Origin of the sequence: Dictyobacter vulcani, from assembly GCF_008974265.1 — a bacterium.
Taxonomy (GTDB): domain Bacteria; phylum Chloroflexota; class Ktedonobacteria; order Ktedonobacterales; family Ktedonobacteraceae; genus Dictyobacter; species Dictyobacter vulcani.
The window spans coordinates 457,301-481,340 of the sequence record NZ_BKZW01000001.1 but is presented as its reverse complement, the minus strand read 5'-3'; the positions used below and the strand labels follow the sequence as shown (position 1 = coordinate 481,340).

At 46.4% G+C, this 24,040-nt stretch carries 20 protein-coding genes and 1 pseudogene; 11 read left to right on the top strand and 10 right to left on the bottom strand.

All coding sequences use genetic code 11. The annotated features are described in order from the left end of the window. Window positions 1–11 precede the first annotated feature (11 nt). Window positions 12–305 (bottom strand): hypothetical protein, encoded by a 294-nt coding sequence (locus tag KDW_RS01980; RefSeq protein WP_151754411.1) that lies wholly within the window; start codon window positions 303–305, stop codon window positions 12–14. A gap of 23 nt (window positions 306–328) precedes the next feature. Further along, window positions 329–1,150, bottom strand: coding sequence for a TRAFAC clade GTPase domain-containing protein (locus KDW_RS01975; protein ID WP_162004876.1), 822 nt, complete (start codon window positions 1,148–1,150; stop codon window positions 329–331). Between the two features lie 656 nt (window positions 1,151–1,806). On the opposite strand from KDW_RS01975, the gene KDW_RS01970 reads away from it, so the two are divergent. Next, window positions 1,807–2,682 carry a TRAFAC clade GTPase domain-containing protein gene (locus tag KDW_RS01970; RefSeq protein ID WP_151754409.1) on the top strand — a complete coding sequence of 292 codons (876 nt, stop codon included), beginning with the start codon at window positions 1,807–1,809 and terminating at the stop codon, window positions 2,680–2,682. Between the two features lie 520 nt (window positions 2,683–3,202). Here the strand turns inward: KDW_RS01970 and KDW_RS01965 are convergent. Further along, a pseudogene (locus tag KDW_RS01965) lies at window positions 3,203–4,515 on the bottom strand (NF041680 family putative transposase). A gap of 896 nt (window positions 4,516–5,411) precedes the next feature. Continuing rightward, window positions 5,412–5,744, bottom strand: a complete 333-nt coding sequence (locus KDW_RS01960; protein WP_198925164.1) for a VOC family protein — start codon at window positions 5,742–5,744, stop codon at window positions 5,412–5,414. A 705-nt stretch (window positions 5,745–6,449) separates the two neighbouring features. On the opposite strand from KDW_RS01960, the gene KDW_RS01955 reads away from it, so the two are divergent. From KDW_RS01955 to KDW_RS01945, 3 genes are all read left to right on the top strand, one after another. After that, window positions 6,450–8,003 carry an ATP-binding cassette domain-containing protein gene (locus tag KDW_RS01955; protein WP_162004875.1) on the top strand — a complete coding sequence of 518 codons (1,554 nt, stop codon included), beginning with the start codon at window positions 6,450–6,452 and terminating at the stop codon, window positions 8,001–8,003. A 56-nt stretch (window positions 8,004–8,059) separates the two neighbouring features. Further along, window positions 8,060–8,269, top strand: a complete 210-nt coding sequence (locus KDW_RS01950; protein WP_162004874.1) for a hypothetical protein — start codon at window positions 8,060–8,062, stop codon at window positions 8,267–8,269. Window positions 8,270–8,519: 250 nt separating this feature from the next. After that, window positions 8,520–9,068: a GrpB family protein gene (locus KDW_RS01945; RefSeq protein WP_151757275.1), complete on the top strand. Its 549-nt coding sequence runs from the start codon at window positions 8,520–8,522 to the stop codon at window positions 9,066–9,068. An 11-nt stretch (window positions 9,069–9,079) separates the two neighbouring features. Here KDW_RS01945 and KDW_RS01940 read toward each other — a convergent pair whose 3' ends face one another. Beyond that, on the bottom strand, window positions 9,080–10,216 hold the full coding sequence (locus tag KDW_RS01940; RefSeq protein ID WP_162004873.1) for an MFS transporter: 1,137 nt from the start codon (window positions 10,214–10,216) through the stop codon (window positions 9,080–9,082). A 257-nt stretch (window positions 10,217–10,473) separates the two neighbouring features. Between KDW_RS01940 and KDW_RS01935 the strand changes: the two genes are divergently transcribed. After that, complete coding sequence (locus tag KDW_RS01935; RefSeq protein WP_151754405.1) at window positions 10,474–10,872, top strand: hypothetical protein; 399 nt, start codon at window positions 10,474–10,476, stop codon at window positions 10,870–10,872. A 242-nt stretch (window positions 10,873–11,114) separates the two neighbouring features. On the opposite strand, the gene KDW_RS01930 is transcribed toward KDW_RS01935, so the two are convergent. The 4 genes from KDW_RS01930 to KDW_RS01915 form a co-directional block, all read right to left on the bottom strand. Continuing rightward, window positions 11,115–11,933: an SDR family NAD(P)-dependent oxidoreductase gene (locus KDW_RS01930; protein ID WP_151754404.1), complete on the bottom strand. Its 819-nt coding sequence runs from the start codon at window positions 11,931–11,933 to the stop codon at window positions 11,115–11,117. 242 nt (window positions 11,934–12,175) lie between these two features. After that, window positions 12,176–13,312 carry a V4R domain-containing protein gene (locus KDW_RS01925; RefSeq protein WP_162004872.1) on the bottom strand — a complete coding sequence of 379 codons (1,137 nt, stop codon included), beginning with the start codon at window positions 13,310–13,312 and terminating at the stop codon, window positions 12,176–12,178. A gap of 448 nt (window positions 13,313–13,760) precedes the next feature. Continuing rightward, the gene (locus KDW_RS01920; protein WP_151754402.1) at window positions 13,761–14,243 is read right to left on the bottom strand and encodes a hypothetical protein; all 483 of its coding nucleotides are present in this window, start codon (window positions 14,241–14,243) and stop codon (window positions 13,761–13,763) included. A 334-nt stretch (window positions 14,244–14,577) separates the two neighbouring features. Continuing rightward, a complete protein-coding gene (locus tag KDW_RS01915; RefSeq protein WP_151754401.1) occupies window positions 14,578–14,925 on the bottom strand; it encodes a zinc-ribbon domain containing protein in 348 nt (115 codons plus the stop codon). A gap of 422 nt (window positions 14,926–15,347) precedes the next feature. On the opposite strand from KDW_RS01915, the gene KDW_RS01910 reads away from it, so the two are divergent. Beyond that, entirely contained in the window at window positions 15,348–17,219 is a 1,872-nt protein-coding gene (locus KDW_RS01910; RefSeq protein ID WP_151754400.1) for an alpha-amylase family glycosyl hydrolase, read from the top strand. 115 nt (window positions 17,220–17,334) lie between these two features. Here KDW_RS01910 and KDW_RS01905 read toward each other — a convergent pair whose 3' ends face one another. After that, complete coding sequence (locus tag KDW_RS01905) at window positions 17,335–17,979, bottom strand: ATP-dependent Clp protease proteolytic subunit (RefSeq protein ID WP_151754399.1); 645 nt, start codon at window positions 17,977–17,979, stop codon at window positions 17,335–17,337. A 606-nt stretch (window positions 17,980–18,585) separates the two neighbouring features. Between KDW_RS01905 and KDW_RS01900 the strand changes: the two genes are divergently transcribed. The 5 genes from KDW_RS01900 to obgE all read left to right on the top strand — a co-directional run bounded on the left by KDW_RS01900 (window position 18,586) and on the right by obgE (window position 23,918). Then, window positions 18,586–19,920: an NAD(P)/FAD-dependent oxidoreductase gene (locus KDW_RS01900; protein ID WP_233097580.1), complete on the top strand. Its 1,335-nt coding sequence runs from the start codon at window positions 18,586–18,588 to the stop codon at window positions 19,918–19,920. Between the two features lie 67 nt (window positions 19,921–19,987). Then, entirely contained in the window at window positions 19,988–21,127 is a 1,140-nt protein-coding gene (locus KDW_RS01895) for a serine/threonine protein kinase (protein WP_151754398.1), read from the top strand. 26 nt (window positions 21,128–21,153) lie between these two features. Further along, a complete protein-coding gene (locus KDW_RS01890) occupies window positions 21,154–21,804 on the top strand; it encodes a hypothetical protein (RefSeq protein ID WP_162004871.1) in 651 nt (216 codons plus the stop codon). A 54-nt stretch (window positions 21,805–21,858) separates the two neighbouring features. Further along, entirely contained in the window at window positions 21,859–22,413 is a 555-nt protein-coding gene (locus KDW_RS32580; RefSeq protein WP_198925162.1) for a hypothetical protein, read from the top strand. Window positions 22,414–22,604: 191 nt separating this feature from the next. Beyond that, entirely contained in the window at window positions 22,605–23,918 is a 1,314-nt protein-coding gene (gene obgE / locus KDW_RS01880) for a GTPase ObgE (RefSeq protein WP_151754396.1), read from the top strand. Window positions 23,919–24,040: the final 122 nt, after the last annotated feature.

Here is a 24,040-nt window from a genome sequence, read left to right as displayed (position 1 = left end):
TTTACAGCATCCTAATCGGCATCAATAACCTTGAGCTTCCACAAGGCCCAGAGCAGCGGATCAAGGCAGCGCAATGGCTCAATGATAGGATAATGGCCTTTCTCTGCCGCCCAACCTGTAGCGGAAACGGCGAAAAAGGAAACAGTGTCGAAGAGCTCACTGGATTGCACCAGGACCTTATCGCCAAAGCGCAGAATAACGCTGCGTACCTCTCTATCAATGGCAGCATAATCGGCGGTATTTATGCGATTGGTCGATGTGCTCTCGTGCAGAAATTGGGCAGAAGAGGCCTCGAAACGCACCACATATTTGAGCAGATCCGAGAGGGTTATAGCAACAGGAATGTTAATAGATGCCCTGAACTCAGTCCCTGACCACTGAGAAATGTTTCCATGATACGGTTCAACACATCTGCAGAGCTACGCTCACGGATCACCCCTGCTGGCTTGAGGTCATACGGCAAGGCTTTCACCATATTCGGCATCGTCAGAGGATCTGCCAGAAAGATAATCGCGGAGGCTCTTAAGACATATTGACTATATTTGACCAGGCGTGACTGTTCCGCCAGATCCTCGCCAGATGAATCATAGAAAAAAAGATTAACTTTCTTCACCGATTTGCCCCCGGCTTTCTCGCGAAAGACCAGTTCATAGATCAACGGATCATTAACCTCTGAAGTCGCCCTGGGGGTCAACGGAATTGGCTGCAAATTGTTAAAGACAGGATTGTAAAATTTTGTATGATAGATCTCATCGGTATCGCCCAGACCCACAATTTTACTGCAACCAATCAATTCTAAAGTCTCACGCTGCTTGAGCAAATGGATACAAGAAGCAATGTAATGGCTTTTACCTGCCGAGGCATCCCCAATCAGAGCAATGGTATAATTTTGCGCTTCTGCAAGGTTATTGGGCAAAATTCTTTTGCAAGCATTATTAGGGCACTCGCGTCCGGCCAGGTGCCTGACATATTTTTTCCCACTGATCGAGGCTATCAAGAAACGTGCCAGAATATGTTGCGTGAGCGTCTCAGGGGCAGGTTTAAGCACCATTCCCTTTGAAACATATGATACGATAGCGCAATCACCGGGATAAAATTCAGCGCCACAACTCGGACAGGTCACTTTACTCCACGGGGCAATAAATACCATAGTAAAGAACTTTTTAAAGTAAATATACACAGATAAGCATACTACAAATAATATAATTAAGCATACTACGAATAATATAACAAAGATCGCTGGCGCTTCAAAAACAATAGAAAAATTAAATATTTTTTTGGCACTCCTATCTGTTGCATTGTGTTCAAATTAATAATAACATTAATATACACAAAGTTACAAATAAATACGATAAACAATGAAAATTTCCTATGCCAGGGAAATATGTTAATATACAATGCATCATTTTAATAAGGGTTTTTCAGCGGATTGCATCCCCTGCTCACCTACCTTTCAACTAAAAGGATTTGAATCATGGCAAACACATTCTCTAATGAGCGTCATAGCATAACCTGCCCCTATTGTTTTGCACACTTCGCATTACAAGAGGCACCTTTTCGTTGTGTCAACCCGGGTTGTGGTGGCAGAGGATTTGATAACGAATATTCTCGGTTCCGCGATGGAAGCAGGACCATCATGGGGCGCGTGCTGGCATCGAAAACGGAAAAATCAAAGAGTCGCTTCAACTTTATGACAACTGTATCTCACGGATTACGTTGTAGTTCCTGCGAGGTCATCAGCAATACACGCATTTGCCCCAATGCCATTACAAACTTCCACCTAACATAGAGCAAAGCGAGCAAAAAGTGATTGCCATCATCGGTGGTCGCGCCACGGGAAAGACCCATTATATCGTTGCACTGATTCATCGCCTGACACATGCAGTTGGTCCCAACCTCGCCATCACCGTCACGCCATTGGGAGATGAATCCCAGGAACGCTGGATAGAAGATTTCTACACGCCGCTCTTTAAACAGCACACGGTTCTGCAGCCAACGCAGCCATCAGCCATCGACTATCGGGTCAAAGCGCCGCTTATCTTCCGCCTGCACATCGGCAAAGGCCGCCAGAGCCGTGTCCTCAACCTGAGTTTATTCGACACAGCAGGTGAAGATATGACCAGCAATGCCACCCTCTCAACCTACAGCAACTACATCTGTGGAGCTGATGGCATCATCTTCCTGCTCGATCCGCTCCAGATGTCAGGCATCCGGCAAAAAATGAGCTCTGCTCAATTGCCTCCAACCGATCCAAGCGCGTCACCAGAAAACATCGTGCGTGCGCTACGCGAACTCTTTGAGAGAGTCAACCATATCAGCCCCCAGCAGAAACTCAAAACGCCCGTGGCCTTCACCTTATCCAAAACGGACGCCATCGCAGACATATTGGACGATCCAGGTTCTCCTATACTCCAATCGAGCAACCATATCGGCAGACTGGGACTAAACGAAATCCAATCGCTACACACCGACATCAACCATCGCCTGCAGGACTGGCTCTCGCCAAACTTCTGCAACTATATCGAAGAAAACTTCGCTAACTACAACTACTTCGGCATCTCATCACTGGGCAAACAACCCAACACACGCGGACATATCGACAACGTCAGTCCCAGGCGCGTCGAAGAACCATTCTTATGGTTACTGTATCGCAACCACCTGATTAAAGGGCAAGCACGTTAGTTAGATTGAACATATTTAACCTGGCTTGAGCATCCAACTGACGCCACATCACCCTTTTTTCTTAACGGTGATATTACTATACTCTACAATACAAATGGAGCAAGGGTGTTCTGATCAGGCTCTTGCTAATTGCATGAGAGCACTAGAGTTAGATACACATTGTGCTAACATTTACGCGGTGCGCGAACTCGTCTTTTTTCACCTGGGCAACTATAGCCAGGCTCTCAATAATTTTGAACAGGCTCTCTACAGGCATAAACCCTCTTCTGGAGGCCATCGAGATCTCTCTCGCTCAATTTCCCTCCCAAATTCTACTGGTTTCCACGAAAATCCCTGGTCGTCTCTCCGTTTTCCTGTCAGGATTCGGCACTTGAGACACACGTAAATTAAGTAAAAAAACAGCCCGCTATCAGCTAGCAGACCAATCAGGAGTTTGACGTTTAGACTAAAAAGTTCTACCAGAACTCCATGAGAAGTTCCGTTCAAAGAAAGACGATGAATCAATGCGTCATCTCTGCCATCAGGATGGTACAATTTGAGGCAACTTTGGCTTTTTGCGAATGATGGGAAAACGTGGTGCTTTGCCAACTTTTGCTCCTTTCATCCGGCCTTTCGATTTTCCGCGTGGTTGTGGTGGCCGGGCAGGAGTGCCCAAACGTGCCAACAATTTGTGCATCCCGCGCCGCACCTGTTGGGGGGTTGGCTTGCGCTGTTTGCTTTCCCATGGTCGCCGTTCTGCTTCAACCACGTCACGAGCCAAGACCAGATGATTGTGCGCGATCGCCACAATATGGCTCCATCGCTCAAACTGTTCTGGGGTCCGCAAACGTGGTTGTTCCCACAACAAGCATTGCTTGTCAAAACGATAGCCATGCTCTTGCCCAAAGCGCAGCACATAGCCAGTGCAATCTGGGTGACATCAGCTTCTTGATCCCCAATCCACACAAACCAGCTCACGCGTGGATCACGCTCTTTGTTGGTCGCATGAGGTCGCACCACCCGCAAAACGGTGACGTCCAGGTAGCGTGCCTGCTTGACATGCATGTGTTTCCACCAGGTGACTTCCACCGGACGCTCTTTCTCATCGGTACCTTTCCATACTCCATCTGGATCCTGATGCGTTGCTGGATCTTTCGGTTGCAGTTTGTCACCATCTTTGCGTGGACATCCTTTTTTTCCTGTTGGAGGTGGCGCAGCTCGGTAGAAGCAGCGATTGCTTTTGAGACGACCCAACACCTCAACCTCCAATGCGCTACAACGACACCACAACCAGTTGGAATCATACCCCCGGTCCAATACAACAATGACCTGCTTGGGCAAATAGGGTACCACTTGCCTGAGCTGTTCTTCTGCGACTTCGATGGCGGTGGTCTGCGACGCCACCCGTTGTTGGTCCAGAATATAGGTCCAACTGCTCACTGGCTCTGCCAAAGCCACGACCGTCGAGAATTGCCACCCAAACGTGACTGGCTTCTTGCATTCTGGCAGATTATGCATATGTTGTGCCGTACGATCGGCCGACGTTACAGCAGCCGGGCGTGCAATCTTGCTGGCATCAATGCCAATCCAGAGCCACTTGCCCGCATCGGGTTTGGGCAGATAGCGTGCCAGAATCTCTCGCAGGCGCTTCTCATCGATACGCCCATCTTCAAACGCCTCATACAAACTAGCCCAGGTGCGTTCAAACAAGGGCGATTGCGAGATCTCTGGAAACGATGTCGCCTGTATTTCTGTCATCAGTCCATCAATTGTATTAAACAATGCATCCTTCGCTCGTGGAAAACAGTCATAGATGTCGTGACGAAATTGTCGCAATGTGTTACTGTTAGTCATGCAAGTAAAATTCCTTGTGTTGTAATTATAAGAAGAACTTTACTTGATCAGGCCGCCCGCCGCAAGGTGGGGGGCCTTTTTGTCTGATTTAGTCTAAACGTCAAATCCTTCGCTTATAATAAATATCTTCAAGAGCAGGAGCGTTCTATTATAGACGTGAATATGACCAATAATAGCATGGTATGTTTTGATCGAATAATTTTTGTGATTGGACAGAGGGTGATTATAGAAAAAGAGCTACGGGACCAACATAAAAAAACTCTCCATACATGCTGAAGGCTTATGTTTTAGCTGGGAAAACTCAAGCACAAGATTTGTTTATCGAAACGTGTTCCGACTGAGGTTTAATAAAAAGATTTATTAATGCAGCGTTATGAAAGAGCTGTTTTTAGTAGGTAAAAAAGAAACCTATAACGAGCGAGAACTTTCTTCATTAAGGTTTCTTTTTTTGTCTGCTAGCTGATAGCGGGCTATGTTTTTACTTTAATTTATGTGTGTCTCACTGACCGAATCCTGACAGGAAAGTTGACAGGAAAACGGGGAGACGACCAAAGATTTTTGTGGAAACCAGTAGAAATTGGGAAGGAAAGTGAGCACGGGAGAGATCTCGATGGACTCCAGAAGAGGGTTTATGCCGGTGGAGAACTTCGAACCCCTGAACCGACCATGTACCTTTTGGTCAAGCTTGTCAGCACCTTTAGCTTGCTATTGATGACGACGTTTATCAGCGTTTCACTTTCGGTTAGCCATACCATGTCTCACTCTAGCTCCTAACCGCATGGTGCTAGCAGTGACGGCTCGCGAAAATCTCATCATTGGGCCAGGTTCAGCGCTATTTCCCAATGATGAGATGTTTTAAAATTGTTCGTTTAGAGATAATTCCGGACACCGGTCATTTATTTGACTGGTTCCGCCAACTCTAAAATAATGCCTTCTGGCCCGCGAATGTAGCATAGCTTATATGTATCTTCATAGTTCTGTATCCTGCCGACAATTTCCGCACCCTGCTTTTTCACCTGCGCAACAACTGCTTCAATATCTTCAACCACAAATGCGATATGGCGGATACCCGGAGTATTCGCCAGAGGCCGCTGAATGTCTTTTTGACCGGTCGGGCTGTAAAACTGGATGAGCTCGATATTTGCCTCACCGTCGGGTGTTCTCAACATGGCATAGGCGTTTTTAACATTATGAAGCCCGACCACGTTATCCACCCACTCGCCTTCCACTATTCCCTCTCCCTTATGTTTTGTATTATGCTATACTGTTCTACGGAGTGACCAATTAGCTAAAAAAGTATTGACCAATCAGCTAATTGGCGCACACAAAAATCTTAATCATCTAGATTGGCTTCCAGAGCCATTCTAAGGGAAGCGACCTGCGTTTTTCGGACCAATCTCTTCATAACTGATTGGTCGCTGGTTCGAATCCAGCTGGGCCCACTTTTATCACTTAAAAGCCAGTCTGGCGTGCGCACGCCAGACTGGCTTTTTTTATGCTGTTTTACGTCTCTCTTTTAAATCAATATCTTCATTAGCATCCGGATCGTGATGAATAGTACTGTGTTCATTTCTATTGCCGGATTGCTCATCACTACTCTCCATGTTTGCTTGTTGCCACTGTCGTGATTGTGTTTGTGTGCTGTCTACAAGCCTGCATCTAAGGCGTTATACCTTCAGGAAACCTGGAAACACACCAGAGATCTGCGTAAAGAAGTTGAGATTATATGCATTATAATGTTTTAGCTGTGTTGGGAGGAAGATTATAATGATAGTAGAGATAGAGCAAAAACTTCTTGCGCAGACAATTAAGAGGGTAAGATCATCGCTCAAAACGATTTGACATTCCTGTCCGATTCTGCTGACAAACAGGATAATACTGGTGAAGGTATCCAGATCGATGCGCTTCATCTTACCTGTGTAAGCAAGAATAATATGGTATTACTGAACGATATCTCTCTGTCTATTCCTCCTGGTGCGTTGGTAGGGGTAGTCGGTAGTTCTGGCGCAGGAAAATCCACGTTGATGAATGCGCTTAGTGGTTTTCGCTTTGCGCAACATGGCCATGTTTTTTATAATCAGTTGGAACTGTACCAGCATACTTCTTGTTTACGTGAGCAGATAGGCTGTGTTCCGCAAGATAGTATTGTGCATTATAGCCTCACTGTTGATCATGCCCTCTACTATACGGCAAAGATGCGTTTGCCTGCGACATATACAAAGCAGCAAATTCACCAACGCATTGATGAAGTGCTTGCTGCTGTCGGTTTGATCGAACGACGGAACGTTTTGATCAGCAAACTTTCTGGTGGACAGCGAAAGCGCGTCTCTATCGCGTTAGAACTCCTGGAGAAGCCTGCGGTATTTTTTCTCGATGAGCCAACCTCCGGTCTGGACGCGGGCCTCGATTATACAATGATGCATCTTATGCGGCGATTGGCTGATAGCGGGCAAACGGTGATTATTGCAACGCATAGTATTACCCATATTATGCTGTGCGATTATATTTGCTTTCTAGCGCCTGGAGGTCGCCTTGCCTACTTTGGACCTCCTGGAGAAGCTCTTACCTACTTTGGGAAAAGCGAGTTTGCCGCGATTTATACCTTATTGGAACCTGGCGAGGATCCGCTACAGATTCCTATGGACGCAGAATCACGTTTTAAGGTTTCAGATGCATATCAACGTTATATCAGTGGGCCGCTCAACAGCGATAAAGAGTATATTGAGCAGCGTTCTCGAAGCTATGTAAAAAAGAGAACTTCTCAGAGATGTAATGCCTGGAAACAGTTCTGGTTACTTGCTGCGCGTTACCTGGAATTGTTGAAACATGATACAGGAAATATACTTCTCCTTCTCCTCCAGGCTCCAGTTATTGCGATTATACTTCTCGTTTTGATCAGATATGAGATTGGTACTGCGGTCTTTCATACTGATCGTATTGTGGAATGCCCGGTGAGTGCACGTATATTTAGTCCAGTTGGTTTGCCAGACATTCCTGCGTTAGATTCTCGGGCTTACTCTACTGATTGTCAGCGTGTGCAATACCATCTTCGCGTTACTCTGCAAGGAAAAGCCTATGCTGCGAAAAAGGGAGGCATCGATAACGCCCTGCAGGACTTTATCGTTCCAGGTTCGGGGACTGACGCGCAGAAAATTTTGTTCATCATAAGCTTTAGTGCATTTCTCTTTGGATGTGTGAATGCGGTGCGTGAATTCGTAAAAGAACGGTCGATCTATCAGCGGGAACGTGCGCTATATTTAAACATTCTCCCATATATGTTCTCGAAGATTGTTATACTGGGCTTCCTCTGCCTGTTCCAGGTTGCGATTCTTGTACTGGTTATTGCGACTGTACTCCCTTTCACTCGCTCCGGGATCATCTTCTCCCAGATTCTGGAAATCTATATTACGTTAGCACTGACCTCGTTAGCTGGATTAATGACGGCCTGGCGATTTCTGCCCTGGCACCTACTGTCGATAGGGCAGTAAGTTTTATTCCATTACTCCTGATCCCGCAGATCGTTTTTTCAGGTACTGTATTTCCCATGAAAAGTGCATTGAGCCAGATATTAGCCATGCCCATTGCTGTACGTTGGTCTATTGGAGCCCTGGGTTCAATCATCGGATTGCATAGTGACAAACTGGGTAATGATACCCTTATTGGTACCGTGAGTACCTATATTGTGGCAGGCTCTACTCTACCTGTTCACCTGGTGAGGCATTCAGCCATCTTCTTTACCTCTGGCTTGCTCTAACAATAATGATCAGTATTCTTGCCTGCCTCGTCGGCTTATTTTTACGCTTTGTGACCCGAGCACACCGTTTTTAGTCTATAGTATATACTATGAGTTTAGATCGATTATATCTGGTAAAAAGCATAATAATGAAGTGGAGAAGCACATGTCTGGTAATGATAATATAATCAAGCATTCAGATAAAGGGCAAGAAAAAGTAACCTTCGAGGAAGAATGGGTCGCCACCCATGTTCCAACGACTGAGGAGCAAATGCAGGCTACGCGTATTAGCGCACTGGTGCCGCTGAATGGACAAATTTATATTGCGGACTATGATCCAGCGTGGCCAGCGTTTTTTCAACGAGAAGCTGTGCGTATCCAAGCTGCACTTGGCGAGCGGATTCTTTTGCTGGAACATGTTGGTTCAACCTCTGTACCAGGACTGGCCGCCAAACCGCGTATTGATATACTACTCGTTGTGGCAGATTCGGCAGACGAGCCCTCTTATGTTCCAGCCCTGGAGTCCCGGGCTTACGTTTTACACATTCGAGAGCCAGATTGGCATGAACATCGCGTGTTTAAGGGACCGGATACTGATGTCAACCTGCACGTTTTTTCACCCGGCTGTTCTGAAATCGATCGCAGGTTGCTGTTTCGGGACTGGCTACGCCAGCATGAAGCTGATCGCCAACTCTATGAACGTACCAAACGAGAACTTGCACGCAAAAATTGGAAATATACACAAAACTACGCTGATGCCAAGACAGCGGCCGTTGGCGAGATCCTTGCGCGAGCTCAGAAAAGTGTCCTGGAGCATTAAACCAGTATATATTACTGTTGCACATGCGCTGGATTACGGGGTATCAGTAGTATGAGCCCGAGGATGGAAGCAGTACAGAGTGCTGCTCCAACGAGAAATATGCCACTACCATGGATGTGCTCATAGAGTGCACCAAATAGATTGGTACTTGCCCAGGTACCGAGGCCGAAACTTGTACCATAAAATAATGTTTGTCCCGTGGTCCGCATATGGAGCGGTACACGTTGATCGATAAAGGTTACGGCGGAAACATAGAAGCTGGCGAATGAGATGCCGTGGAGTAATGTGAATGCGAATAGCACTGGATAGTCTGTAAAGGTGGCATAGGCCAGCCAGCGCACCACTGCTATACCTAATCCGATAATCAATAACCATTTCACTCCGAGCCGTTTCATTAAGATGCCTGAGAGCATCATGGTTGGTAGTTCGCTCAGGCTGGCCATGCCTGATGCTAGACCGATGGCGCTGGTGCTGACACCCAGACTCTTGAGATAGAGTCCGAAGAACGTGTTATAGGCTGCAAAGGTTCCATAGCCAACCATACATAGGAGGATGAAAAGGAGCAATGTGCGGTTACGCAGTAGTAGTAGTAACTCGCGAGCTTTGATTCGTGCCATACTTACTCCGCTCTGTCCGGGAACGAAGAAACTGACGAGTAATGGACCACAAAAAACCAGTGCGAGCAATAGAAAAAGGGAAGTGACACCGATACTATTCAGGATTCTGCCTGCAATGATGGCTGCCAGTAGAAATCCAAGTGATCCATATACACGTATCGATCCGTAGCTGCCGCCATGCTCGCCAATCCATTGCAGTGTAATCGCATCTGCCAGCGGAATTGCTGGACTGAGTGCGATCGCCAGCAGGATAATCAAGATGAGTAGCACAATGAATGTATGCGCGATCTGCCAGATGAGAAATGAAGTGATGACTGCGCCCAGTAGCGTCGCTATAAGTAATTGTTTGCGCCAGCTATAATGATCGCTGAGCACTCCCCATAGCGGTGGCATCACCATGGCGGCCAGTGGAAACATTGAAGCCGTCAGGCCTATCTGTGTACCAGAAAGTCCAACGGCCCCCAGATAGAGGCCCAGGTAAGGGAGATAGACGCCCATGGCCGAAAAGTAGCCGAGGTAGAAAAGTTTCATACTCCAGGGTCTTGATAGCATTCTTGAAATTGTATTTCTCGATAAAGTCAGTTTATTAGACATATGCTATATGCTTTCCATAAAAAATATTACTGCCAGTAGTGAGCGCAATCTTTGTGAAGCGTACTCTATTGCTTTCCAAAAGACAAGTATTGCCTGTTGATAAGCGTTTTTCGACAGCTTTTTTGTGAAGATGCTACAATAGGCTAAAGTTATGGGCTGTTTCTCTTTTTTTGTGAGAAAGTTTTTTAGAAATTATGATTGAACGCTATTTACCTGTTCCAGTCTGGAATAATATGCTGGGAAAGTGGGATCCAACTGATTTTCGCAATGGCCAGCGTGTTGTTACCTGGCCCACTGATTTTGAACCTGCTACTTTACCTGTTCCTGAATATGTCGATGGCGATCGGGTGCAATTTGTACGGGATGAGACCTGTGCCCGCGAGGGTGTGGTGCGCCGGGTATTTTTGTCGGGCGGCGTCTATGGTCCTCTGGAATCTGTCGAGACCGCAATCCAACGCTTCTATCTGGATGCTGAGAATATAACATATATCGTGACGGCGCGTGGACATGATCATCGTATCAAAGGCTGGAATATCCTCGGGCGCTTTGTCTCGCGTGAACGCATTTCAAGTATCCTTCCTATGCGGGATTAAAAAATAACAAGAGGTTTTTCTTATAATGAGAGATTTTGATGAACGTTCCAGACCAGTAAATGATAGTATTTCTACCGGGCGCTTCCTGCGTCTTATTCTTATAGTAATACTGATTATCCTTGCATGTATGCTCTATTTTGTCTGGCCCTATATTGCTGCTCTGCCATTATTCCATGGGTAGCAAGGGAGCACAAGATAAGAAGGATGCTTTCGCAACCACCGATTGCGAAAGCCTTAATCTATTAGCGGATAAAGCGTTGTAATGCTTTCATTGCGCGAGGATAATTGACAGGGAATACCCGTTGGATCAGATCCATTACTCGGGCGTCGCGGCCGACAAGGATGCGTGGCGCATTACGCTCAATACCCTGTACTATAATTGCGGCTGCGGTCTCTGGTGGCAATGTTAGTACACGTTCAAAATAGATGCGGCCACGTTTAGCTTCCTCATCAGTCATTTTAGCAAAACGAGCATTGCGGGCGATATTGGTTTTGATACCACCGGGATGGACACTACTCACTTTGACGGTGGTGCGTGCCAGCTCTTGTCGTAGGGTTTCAGTAAAGCCACGTACAGCAAACTTACTGGCAGTATATGCTGTCTGTCCAGGAACGGCAAAGAGTCCAAAGACGCTGGAAAGGTTGACAATATGAGCATCAGGTTGTTGTTTCAGGATGGGGAGGAAGGCTGTTACACCATAGACAGTACCCCAGAAATTGATCTGAAACAGCCATTCAAACTGCTCGAGCGTGAGCTGTTCAAATGTCCCCCCAAGAGCGACACCAGCATTGTTGATTAACAAATCTACTTTGCCGTATTGTTGTACTACATCTGCTGCGAACTGTTCGACGGCCTTATTGTCTCCAACATCCAGCACATATGTCGTGCAAGTGCTCGGTGTTGTGGAACGTAGCAACTGTACCGTTTCTTCCAGGCCCTGCGCATTTTTATCCGCCAGGGCCAGCGCACAACCTTTGGCTGCCAGATTAATCGCCAGAGCACGTCCAATACCACTGCCTGCTCCGGTAATTACGGCAACACTGCCAGAATGAAGCTTCATGATTTTTGCACTCCTGAACATCACTAATTGGCCTGTTCGTGCCCTGTGAGAGATACTGCATTGCAAAGAGCACGACGAGGAGAACAATGGAAATATACATCGGGCTAACTAGAATCGGGTTATCGCTATGGGTACCATCTGATGCTTTTGCACTTTTCTATGCATAGATGATTTTTATCATACCACAAATGAGTATTCAGGATATATCAGTGAGCAGCAATCGAAAACTGGCGCCATACGAGTTATCTGGGTGTGAAGAGAAAGACACAGTGACCGGTATGCGTCTGGCAACTGCATTCGATCTCACGAACCTGCCAGTGTCTTTGAATCTTTCCTAGTTCGAGCATTTTATCAAAGGCAGCCTGCCAGATATAACATGAGGGTCCTGCCGCGCCCATAAATCCATAGGCGAACAGATTGCTATAAAAGACGCAAACAAACGATCCATTATCCAGCCTCTTCCATTCGGTAAGCTTTTCTCCACGTGTAGTATTTGTCTCATTGGTAAAGGCGGTGAGGAGCGTACGCATATTCCAATCCTGTCCAATGATCTTTGGGGCTTGCTGCAAGAGAAAGATCAAAGCCACCTTTTGAAGGATATCTGACTCAACCCGGTTGGCCCATTTATACGCTTGTTTTTCAGGCTGGTCCGGATGAGAGAAGAGTACCGCTCGATTCAGGCAGGTTGTATACTCCGGGGGAATGCAATATTGATCTGTCAGCGGTGGCCAATTCTCTTCTTTGCGAAATTGTGGCAACCCAACATCCGTTAGCAAAGTGTCCCACTTATCAAAACCAATCACCAACCTGGCGGCTTTCAATTGATGATGGAAATGTGAAGCAATAGAGCGCTTGCTTCTGGTCACGTGAGGTAAAAGACCAAACTTTGGCAAGACCTCCAGGGCTATTGTGTTTTCCTCAGTTGAAAATGAACATTCTGCTTCGGGTAGGATTTCCCATATCCTTTTAAGAAAGGAACCATTTGAGTGAGAGACACGATGGGTTGTACGCGAGAGAGTTTCGTAGGCTGCGAGCAAATCTCCATTTGAGAGTTTTGTCGTACCAAGCGACATCATTGGAATTTCACGTTGAAGCTCTTGTGTCAGGCGTTGTGTAAAACGTATAAATAGAGGTGTGGATTGCTCTTCTTGTTGATCAATTAATATCAAACTGGGAACAAAGAATTCCTGGAGAAAACGCTCGAAAGCTTGATAGATAGTGGTTACAACGATTGCTCTCATTCCTGCCAGGGTAATCACGCAAGCAATTCTTTGTGCGCGTATCTCATCTGTATCTATGACTAAGATAACATATTTTCTGGCTTTTTCAATTGGATCGTGAGGTGTTTCGCGTGCAGTAATGTCAGGTGGAAATATCATCACAAAAGTTCCTCTCTTCATTGAGGAAAGATAGCATACAGTGGCAGGCACACGCATATGAGCGACTGGACCTGTCTGAGACAAAAAACGAGCAAGATACGTGTAAATAAATTATATATGATGTATGTGGATATGTCAATTATATTCCGCAAAAGAGCCAGCATATAATCTGACATTGACTCATAGCATTAAAAATAAAAGCAGGCAAGTGCATAACTTGCCTGCCATTGTTATTTGGTGATTTGAGATTGATTGACGATGTGAGGAAATCCATCATGGCAATCAACAACGTAACGAGAGGCGGCATCATTGGTATAGGCTTTGCCTGCAATAGTATGATAGCCACGTGATGAGTTTGTGCGGCTGGTAAGTTTCTTGCCAGGAGGAATAATGTAGACGATTTCGCCTGAACCCTGGTGGTCGCGCTCCTCAATCGTTATTGTTTCGCCTACTTGATATTCACCTTCGCAGAGGGGCCGAAGAGTTTTGCCAGATCCTCTTGTTTATTTCCCTGGTGCTGATAGGGTTCATAGACGCGCTGGCCGTTTTTGAGGGACTCAATGACTGGTATGCGTTCGCCTGTATCTAAAGTAATAACCCAGAGACTTAAAAAGGCTTGTGGTTGTTGTACATCAACCGGGCTCCACATAGAAGCAGACTGACCAGGTTTGGCCTTGATGCTAGAGAGTGCCACGCGCTCAAAAAGTTTGAGTTGGATGCGGCGGAGAATATAATCGCTATCGCGCTGACCAAGATCTGTTAGATCTGATATCTCGATGCCATTCACTTTTATCGGTGCGCGCATTCCATACTCTTGCCAATCAATAGGATCTAGAGTAATGTGTAGTTGTTCGCAGAGAGTAATGAGCTGTTTGGCTTTCAGACTTGCCTCTTGTTGTTCCGCTGCAATGTTTCGGCGTGAGTAGGTCATGGCATAGAACTCCCTCTTGAGGCAGACGTTGAGCCCGCCCTTTGCTGGTAAAAAAACGTTTTTCAGGGAAAATACAGAAATTACTTTTATGTAATAATTCTTTTTGTTCGCATCCGTTGCATAATCGTAGCCGGACTTTATTTCGGTTTGAGGGACCTCTCTTAAAACATAGATTTATTTAATGAGAGGAATTAAATAAGTGGACGTGTATGGAAGAGTAACCGCCTGCCATAGAAGGCCATTGTGTTACTCTTCCTACAGAATCAGCTTGTTATTTCAGGCATACATACGCCGTTAACCGCGACGTAGTAGCGATGAATGCTGTTTCGTGAAATTACCAGCGAGAACGGCGATCGTCGTTGCGATCCTGGGGCTGGTAACAATCTTTACAATAAACCGGGCGATCTTCACGAGGCTGGAATGGTACCTGAGCCTCATTGCCACAACTTGCGCAGGTGGCGCTATACATCTGACGAGGCTCGCGTTCGCGGTAGCCGCCACCGAAACCACTTGAGGAACCGCGGCGTCCACCACCAGCCTGTTTGCGTGCAGCGCGGCACGATGGACAGCGGGTTGGGGCATTCGTTAAACCACGGCTAGCAAAAAACTCTTGCTCACCAGCAGTAAACGTAAACTCTTGATTGCAATCGCGACAATACAGGGTTTGATCGGTCATTGACATTCTTTTTTCTCGCTTCTTGGGAATTGATCCCTTATGATATTCTCTGTATCGCGCAGCTTACAATAGACAATCTACTCCGAGCAACAATGCACTATACAGCATGACTCTATTGTATCACAACTGTCTATTACTCTCAAGTATCTAACAGCGAAATTCAAAATTCCTGAAAAAATTGTGTGCAGTTATCAAATTACTTCGAAAGACAAGCTGATGCAAGTTTTCAGTATCAGCTTGTCTGTATTTTGTGGCTGTGAAGTTCGTCAGCGCAAGCAAGTATACGATGAAGCCCGAAAAAGCTCTACCACGTAGTAGAATATGGTAGGGGTTTACCGGAGAACTATTCACGGTTTCGTGGCCCTTCCATGCTGAAATAAATAGATTATGAAGCGACACAACAATTGCTAGATATATGAGGAACTTGAATGATCAACTTGCGTGAATTAGGCGCATATGCCGGGGCTGTGGATAAGGATGGGGTTGATATTACCTTTGGCATTTATTTACCTGGCATTACTTCTCATGATGGCTATGAGGTCCATGTACAGGTTTTACATAAAGCGGATCACTTTTATGAAAATATACTGCCGCGTGATTTCCAGTTAGAATATAAAGAAGGATCGGAGAACGACCTCTGGCAGGCACAGATTCATCTTTCCCCTGAGGATGGAACGCATTTTGGACTTTCCGGTAGTTATCTTTACCGCTATCAATTGTTGCAATCCCAGCCTGATAGTGACGAGAAAAGAATAGTTACGCGCTGGTTTACGGATCCATTTGCGCTGGCGACTGATATTGGCTTACTGTCAGCCGTAGTCACCCCGGACAGTTTTGCGCCATTTGAGTGGACTGATGACGAGTGGAAAACGCCTGAACTGGCAGACCTCATCGTATATGAGCTACAAGTTGAAGAATTTAATAGTAACTTCGCTGGCGTCATCGAGCGGATCCCTTTCCTGAAAAGTCTGGGTGTGAATTGTCTGGAATTGATGCCAATTACCAGCCTCAAACTCAATTTCAACTGGGGTTATGAGCCACTGCATTATTTTGCGCCCTATGAACGCTGGGGAGGTATTCAGGGATTAAAACAACTGGTCAATACCTGTCATAGTGAAGGGATTGCCGTTATTCTGGATGTGGTCTATCAACATGTCGATCCAAGCTTTCCTTATAATCTGGTCTATAAAGATACAGGACTGGAAAGTCCGATGATTGGTGGCGATGGTCCCTTTGGGCCTGAAATTGATTTTGCCAGGGATTTTGCCCGCGAATATATTCAGACTGCGAATTATCACTGGTTGCATGAATACCACATTGATGGTTTTCGCTATGATGAGGTCACGGATCTTTATGATGGTCCGATGGGCATTCAGTACGCACATATTGCTTATAACACCTACAATGAGTCGTTAAAAATTGGCCGTTTTACTCCATCAGGCAAGCCAGGGGAGTATAGCCGTTTGATCCAATGTACAGAGGCGCAGAATCGTCCACAGGAGATCTTGAAGGATACGTTCTCTACCAGTACCTGGCAGGATAGTTTTCGTTGCATGTCGGAAGGAATGGCGGAGACTGGAACGGTAGATGAGCATTTTGTGCATCAGGTAGTACTGGATCAGAATTATACTGGCTATCCTTATACAAAAACAGTGCAGGATATTGAGGGGCAGCCTGTCGATATGCCGGTGATGCCATTTCAATATCTGGAGAATCATGATAACAGTCAGCTGATTTCTCACGTTGCTATTCTTCCGGATGATGTGCCTTTTGGGGACCGCAGTCAGTTTTATAAGCTCCAACCTTTTGCCATTGCGCTTTACACCTGCGAGGGCACGCCAATGCTCTGGCAAGGTCAGGAATTTGCTCAGAATTACGTTTTGCCGACCAAAGGACGAGCACGTGTTTGCTATCAGCGCAACGTGAACTGGGAATACTTTTACGATGAGTACGGAACACCTCTGGTTCAACTCTATCGCACATTGGGTTCATTGCGACGTACATATCCTGCACTGCGCAGCCGTGAATCCTTCTATTATAGTGCAGAGTCGCGCATTGAAGACAAAGTAGTCGCTTACCGACGTCATCATGGATCTACCGGACAGGTTGCTATCGTTTTCCTTAATTTCTCTGATGGACATCAAAAGATTTCCGTACCATTTCCGCTTAGTGGCACTTATCGTGAAATGATCGATCAGGACAAACGCACTGAACCTTATGAGATCACTGTCAATGAGGATAATCAATCCTTTGAGATTGAGGTTCCCGGTCACTATGGTTTTGTCTTCATCAAAGAATAACATTCTTTGAGCCATGGATGGTAGATAAAGAAGTAAACATACGTTTTTAATAGACGTGGAAAGGCGGCCTGGTCAAACATAACCAGGCCGCCTTTTTGTGTTGATTGTAGTTGATCTACTCGTGGGTTAATACTTCGTCAATGATGCCGTATTCTACTGCTTCTGGCGCTGAGAGATAGTAGTTACGGTCGGCATCTTTTTGCAGACGCTCGATGGGTTGTCCGGTATGCTTTGAAAGTATACCAAGCAGGCTCTGGCGCAAGCGGATAATTTCGCGAGCGGTAATTTCAATATCCGAGGCCTGGCCTTCGGCTCCGCCAAGTGGCTGGTGGATCAGGATGGTTGAGTTAGGGAGTGCAAAACGTTTGCCTTTAGCTCCAACTGCCAGGATAACGGCTCCCATACTCATGGCCATTCCCATACAGACTGTTGAGACATCCGCTTTCAGTGATTGCATCGCATCATAAATAGCCAGACCGGCATAAATGACTCCACCCGGGCTGTTCACATACATGCTGATATCTTTGGTGGGATCTTCATTTTGCAGATAAAGCAACTGTCCTACGACACTATTGGCTACCATATCGTCAATCTGTGTACCCACAAAGATGATGCGGTCTTGAAGTAAGCGCGAGAAGAGATCATGGCTGATGATACCACGGGGCGTTGTTTCTACGACAGATGGTATGATCCCTCTTGGCTCAAGATAGTCGCGAGATTCCTTGATCCATTTTGGATCACGCGGATTGTATATACTCATGTTTGCTCCTGCTATGTACATCTATGTTTTCATCCAGGAGGATGAAAAATGCGCTCCTCTTTATGACAAGATGGCACGGTCAGATTTTCAAAAGGTGAGTTATCTTTGTATGATACAAGATACAAACAAAATTGTCCAAGTTTTATTTGATCAATGCTAAAAAACCTTTGTTTGGTGTCGACCGTTGTGTTATTAGAAACCGCAACAGATGCTCATTAGCAACTGCTATTACACTTATGTCTATAGTGAAAAATAAATTACTGTAATGTGAGAAAGATTTTGTCTATTAATAAAATAGACTTTACTGCATAATTACTCACTGACAGATTGCTTTTGATACGTATAAAGCTTATTGTATTTCAACTAAAGATTTTGTGTGTATTTTATACATAGTAGTGAAAGAAATTTTATAGAACTATACCAAAAAGGGAGGGATGGTCGGAAAAGGTGTTCTGTAAACGGCGAAAACATGATAAGCTAGAGAAATAGATATGTCAGTAATGATTTTTCATACTGGTATAGATTATAAATTATAGCTGATCAATCAAACCCGGTTCATCGAAGAACTATTATCTCTCGGACGAGGCTAGGGAGAAGAGACACATATTGGACGCTTTATATACTCATAGTGGTTCGACTATTACTGATGCTACGAGACGACCTCATGTTGTTATTGTCGGTGCTGGTTTCGGTGGTTTGAATGCCGCGAAAGCTTTAAAGAATGCACCTGTCGATGTCACGATCATCGATCGCAATAATCATCACCTCTTCCAACCTCTACTGTACCAGGTTGCCACGGCCGTATTATCACCGGCGGATATCTCAGCGCCTATTCGCCATATCTTGCATAAACAGAAGAACACCAAAGTAGTATTAGCTGAAGTAACAGGTATTGATCGAGAGAGGCAACTGGTATGGCTGGATGACCGTTCGGTCCCATATGATTATTTGATTGTAGCGACTGGTGCCAGCCACAGCTACTTTGGGAATGATCAATGGGCGCCCTTTGCTCCAGGTCTGAAGTCGATTACTGATGCCACTGCCTTGCGCCGTAAGATTTTATTGGCATTTGAAGAAGCTGAACAAGAAACCGATCCAGATCGTCAGCGTTCTCTGCTGACGTTCATCCTGATTGGTGCTGGTCCCACTGGTGTGGAGATGGCTGGTGCGATTGCTGAACTGGCTCACGCCGCACTGGCTTCTGATTTCCGCAATATCGATCCAAAGGCAGCACGTATAATTCTGGTCGAGGCGCTCCCGCGCATTCTGCCCGCCTTTGATGAGAAACTGGCGAAAAAAGCCCAGGATGGTTTGCATCAGCTTGGTGTTGAAGTACGTACCAGTTCCGCTGTACAGGACGTCAATGCCTATGGTGTGGTCATTGCTGGTCAACAGATTGAGGCGGGAACCGTGATCTGGACGGCTGGTGTTTCTGCTTCGGCAGCCGGTAAATGGCTTGGGGCGGAGCAGGATCGTGCGGGCCGTGCCAGAGTTGATCAGTATCTTAATTTGCCCGGCTATTCTAATATATTCATTATCGGTGATACTTCTTCAACGACACAGGATGGCAAGCCGATTCCAGGTATTGCTCCTGCTGCCATGCAGGGTGGAATATATGCCGCATCTGTTATCTCAGACCGTGTAACGGGTAAACTAAATAGTCAGCCATTCCGTTATCATAGTAGGGGCAATCTGGCAACGGTGGGGCGTTCCTACGGCATTGCCGATCTGGGTAAAGTCAAGTTTAGCGGCTTCCTGGCGTGGATCTTCTGGATCGTTGCCCATGTTTTCTTCTTGATTGGATTCCGGAATCGTTTTCTGGTCTTGTTCCAGTCAGCCTGGGGATATGTCACTTTCCAGCGGAATGCAAGATTAATTACTCATGATTATTCTGCTGTAGCAAGTGCCAGACCGAGAGAACGGGAACTACAACCAAGTTAGATTTTTTTCTTGCCCCCTTTGTGCTAGAATAGCATACGTGCGATAAACGACAGCTTGAGGTGAAGGGATGCAAGAAGAACCACAAACAAAATTTGCGCAGGGCAGGATTGTCCGTGATCGTTATATTATCGAGGACTTATTAGGACAGGGTGGTTTTGGAGCGGTTTATCGGGTCAAAGATCGACGGGTGAAAGGTAATGTGTTTGCCCTGAAAGAAGTCGAGGCTCCGGAGCGGCACCAGCGTGAGAGCTTCCTCTTTGAAGGGGAAGTTCTCCGCCGCCTGGACCATCCTGCTCTACCTCGCGTTTATCGGGTATTCGATGAACCTGAAAATAAACTCATCTGCATATTGATGGACTATGTGGCAGGTCCAAATTTAGAACAATTGCGCAATAAACAGCCCGGGAAGCGCTTTTCTCTAGCCAGAGTAGTGGAAATGATGGCACCTATTGCTGATGCCCTTTCCTATTTACATGCGCAAAAGCCGCCTATTATCCATCGTGACGTTAAACCTTCTAATATAATCATTCCCACATCTGGTGAGAGTGCGGTGCTCGTTGATTTTGGCATCGCCAAAGAATATGATCAGGAAGCTACAACTACCGCTGTACGTCATTGTTCTCCAGGCTATGGTGCGCCCGAGCAATATACCAGTGGCACAGGGACGCCGACAGATATTTATGGGTTTGGGGCAACCCTTTATACCTTGCTGACGGGTGTGGTTCCTATTGACGCTCTCTATCGTATTACACGTATAAGCGTTAATCGTGCCGATCCACTGGTGCCAGTACAGCAGATTGTACCAGAGATCCCTGCTGCGGTTGCTGATGCCATCCAACGTGCCCTGGCGGTTAATAGTAACGATCGGTTTGCGACAATTAAAGAATTCTGGTCCCTTATGGAGTCGCAGGTGGTAGCCGGTGGAGGACCCATCACAGAGCCGGGTCATGAAAACGTATCTTCTCCTGAGCATGCAGAGGTGCTTCCCGCTGGCTTGCCTATGGCTGCTGTCCAACTGGCGAATGCACATACCCTGTCAGATAGACCTTATCCATCAACGGGAGATGACTATACTGAGGTCGATACGCTTTCGATGAATGATGCACCTGGTAGTGCACCATCACATTCGAATATGCCACCGGTGCCCCTGGTCGTTCCCGCAAGCGCTGGCTTGCACCCTTGTTGGCAATCCTCCTTGTATTGTTAGTAGGAGGCTTGAGCCTGGGGGCCTGGATGAATTTCGGGCAGATGACACCTGCTCATACCTCGGTGGCTCGAAAACCGGCACCAGTGGCTACACAAACAGCTGTGCCGACTGCTAAGCCAACTGCGACCAGCGTTCCAACTCGGGTACCAACAGCGAAACCTACGAGTAAGCCACCCACTCATCCGGCGCCACCATCTGCGAGTTTTCCTGGCGTAGCTGGAAACTACAGTGGCTCAATTTATAATACTCCAGCTGCAGTGAATTCGACGATGATCCTTTCTCAAATGCAGCAGCAGCAGGGGAATGTTTCTGGCCACCTGACATTAGGTCAGGGGTTACAGGGTGATGGCGATTTTACCGGGACCGTGACTAAAGATAATCGCATTCAGTTTCTGGTGCCTGGCTACCTGGGACATTTGCCCTTATTCTTTGAAGGCCAGTTTCAGAACAATGGCTCGATCACTGGCACTTATTGTAGTTACCAGAATAATCAGTGTAATAATGCTGCTGGCGGATATGGCACCTGGAATGTTGCTCCTAACGGGTCACCTTCCGCTTCGATCTCTCCATCAAATAGTATAAAAGGCCCTTTTTCTGCTCCTCAGATTTTGTTTGAAGACACATTTTTTGTGGACCAGATCAAAAATTATGTTGTTATTTTGAAGCTATCTGTGTGATCATCGCGTATTACAACGGTCACATGTTCAATAGCGTGATGGAAGGAAAATTATATGAATAACTTCAATCAAGATAATGGCCAGAGAGCTCAGCAGTATGCTAATGCCTGGGATCAGGGAACCTACAATGAAATCCCTCATCAAGACGCGTGGCAAAATTATAACCAGTTTGCTCAGAATGCCTCACCACAGGAGCTACATCAGGCGCATCAGCAGGTTTACGAACAGATGCCGGCTGAACAACGTGGTGGCATCCTCCAGAATCTTCTGGGTGGTTTGATGCAGCATGGCGTTAGCCCTCAGCAGATGGGTCTTCAGAACTCAGATCCTTATACCATGTCACCTGCAGACGCTGCTCGTGTGACCAGTTATGCCCAGCAGCAGAATCCAGATATTCTCCATCAGGTGTTTGGTCCTGGCGGAGCTTTAAGTAGTCCCTGGGCGAAATTAGCGATTGCTGGTGTTGCGGCCTATGCTGCCAAACAGTTCTTAGGTGGTGGTTTTGGGAATCAAGCTGGATTTGGTGGAGGTAACCAGGGCGGATTTGGTGGAGGTAACCAGGGTGGGAGTATGACTGGTAATGGATCCAATGACAATGGTCTGCTCTAAAAAAAGCTATACATGTGTAAAATAACATATCAGTTCTAAAATGCACACAGGTGCAAAAATAGCTGGCATGGGATCAATCTATCGTTGATATCCATGCTGGCTATTTTTGTGCTGGAGACAGATTTGTGATATACTCCATTCGCCACAAAGAGACAGATTTTTACGCCTGCACAATGTATTGGGGATGGATTATGTTTTACGATCATACAAAGATTTTTGTTAAGGCTGGAAATGGAGGCGACGGATCGATACACTTCCGTCGTGAGAAGTTCGCTCCATTTGGCGGCCCGGATGGTGGAGATGGTGGTCGCGGTGGAAGTATCTACTTTGAAGCCACAAATAGTTTGAATACACTGATTGATTATCGCTACAAACAGCAATTTAAGGCTGAGTCGGGAGCTCCGGGTGTGCGTCAAAAGATGCACGGAGCCAAGGGAGAGGATGTCATTTTGCAGGTGCCTTGTGGCACGATTATTCGCGATGGTGAGACGGATGCGCTGATAGCTGACATGACTGAGCCCGGACAACAGATCATGGTGGCGCGTGGTGGCCGTGGTGGATTGGGCAATGTCCATTTTGCTACCTCAACTCGACAGGCCCCAAAGGAATCTCAGCGAGGCGAGCCAGGCGAAGAACGCTGGCTGAAAATGGAACTGCGCGTGATTGCTGATGTTGGTCTGGTGGGCTATCCCAATGCAGGTAAATCAACACTGCTCTCGGTAATCTCTGCAGCTCGACCAAAAATTGCCAATTATCCTTTTACCACTTTAGAGCCCAATCTGGGTGTGGTTGAGGTTGGTCAGCCACGGAGTGGAGATGGATTTGATTTTGTGGTTGCCGACATTCCTGGTTTGATTGAAGGGGCGGCGCAAGGGGTTGGACTTGGGCACGAGTTTTTGCGCCATATTCGCCGGACTCGTCTTTTGATTCATATGGTAGATGGCTCAGCCATCGAGCGCGATCCGTGGCAGGATTTTGAAGCCATTAATAAAGAACTGCGCGAGTATGATGCTGAACTGGCCCAGCGTCCCCAGATGGTAGTCCTGAATAAAATGGATATTCCAGAGACGCAAGAGCGTTGGCCCGAGTTTAAAGCCCGCGTAGAAGCGGCTGGTTATACCGCTTATGCTATTTCTGCCGCGGCCCATCAAGGTACTGATGAACTGATGGCTGAGACTTCACGTCACTTGCATGAATTAGCCCGCGAAGAAGCCGAGCGTGCTGCTGCCCAGGTTGTGGTGGATTTGCGTGAAGGTGAGAGTCCTGTATTGCGACCAATGCCTGATGATGCTTTTACTGTCGAAAAAGAGATGGGGGTCTTTGTTGTACGTGGTAAACGTGTTGAGCGTATGGTGAATATGACCAACCAGGAGAGTGAAGAGGGCATGGATCGCATGCAGGTTCAGCTTGATAAAATGGGAGTAACAAAAGCTCTGGAAGAGGCAGGGGTCAAAGTTGGCGATACGGTGCGCTTTGGAAAAACCGAGTTATACTGGGGTGAGTAAGACTTTGTAATCCTTGCCTGTCGAACCAGGTACTCCACTTGTGAGAGATTTTTTCAGCGCCATCGGCAGAATGGCGCTTTTTTGTATTTTTCTATATTTTTCGACCCCTTCGCGCAATGCAC

What these genes read in the sequence shown, in the direction of transcription:
- KDW_RS01940 (WP_162004873.1), bottom strand. Translation starts at nt 10,216, where the DNA reads ATGAAACTTTTCTACCTCGGCTACTTTTCGGCCATGGGCGTCTATCTC.
- KDW_RS01930 (WP_151754404.1), bottom strand. Translation starts at nt 11,933, where the DNA reads ATGAAGCTTCATTCTGGCAGTGTTGCCGTAATTACCGGAGCAGGCAGT.
- KDW_RS01925 (WP_162004872.1), bottom strand. Translation starts at nt 13,312, where the DNA reads ATGATATTTCCACCTGACATTACTGCACGCGAAACACCTCACGATCCA.
- KDW_RS01895 (WP_151754398.1), top strand. Translation starts at nt 19,988, where the DNA reads ATGCAAGAAGAACCACAAACAAAATTTGCGCAGGGCAGGATTGTCCGT.
- KDW_RS32580 (WP_198925162.1), top strand. Translation starts at nt 21,859, where the DNA reads ATGAATAACTTCAATCAAGATAATGGCCAGAGAGCTCAGCAGTATGCT.
- KDW_RS01955 (WP_162004875.1), top strand. Translation starts at nt 6,450, where the DNA reads ATGGTATTACTGAACGATATCTCTCTGTCTATTCCTCCTGGTGCGTTG.
- KDW_RS01975 (WP_162004876.1), bottom strand. Translation starts at nt 1,150, where the DNA reads ATGGTATTTATTGCCCCGTGGAGTAAAGTGACCTGTCCGAGTTGTGGC.
- KDW_RS01915 (WP_151754401.1), bottom strand. Translation starts at nt 14,925, where the DNA reads ATGTCAATGACCGATCAAACCCTGTATTGTCGCGATTGCAATCAAGAG.
- KDW_RS01950 (WP_162004874.1), top strand. Translation starts at nt 8,060, where the DNA reads ATGAAAAGTGCATTGAGCCAGATATTAGCCATGCCCATTGCTGTACGT.
- KDW_RS01910 (WP_151754400.1), top strand. Translation starts at nt 15,348, where the DNA reads ATGATCAACTTGCGTGAATTAGGCGCATATGCCGGGGCTGTGGATAAG.
- KDW_RS01945 (WP_151757275.1), top strand. Translation starts at nt 8,520, where the DNA reads ATGCAGGCTACGCGTATTAGCGCACTGGTGCCGCTGAATGGACAAATT.
- KDW_RS01935 (WP_151754405.1), top strand. Translation starts at nt 10,474, where the DNA reads ATGATTGAACGCTATTTACCTGTTCCAGTCTGGAATAATATGCTGGGA.
- KDW_RS01905 (WP_151754399.1), bottom strand. Translation starts at nt 17,979, where the DNA reads ATGAGTATATACAATCCGCGTGATCCAAAATGGATCAAGGAATCTCGC.
- obgE (WP_151754396.1), top strand. Translation starts at nt 22,605, where the DNA reads ATGTTTTACGATCATACAAAGATTTTTGTTAAGGCTGGAAATGGAGGC.
- KDW_RS01890 (WP_162004871.1), top strand. Translation starts at nt 21,154, where the DNA reads ATGAATTTCGGGCAGATGACACCTGCTCATACCTCGGTGGCTCGAAAA.
- KDW_RS01920 (WP_151754402.1), bottom strand. Translation starts at nt 14,243, where the DNA reads ATGACCTACTCACGCCGAAACATTGCAGCGGAACAACAAGAGGCAAGT.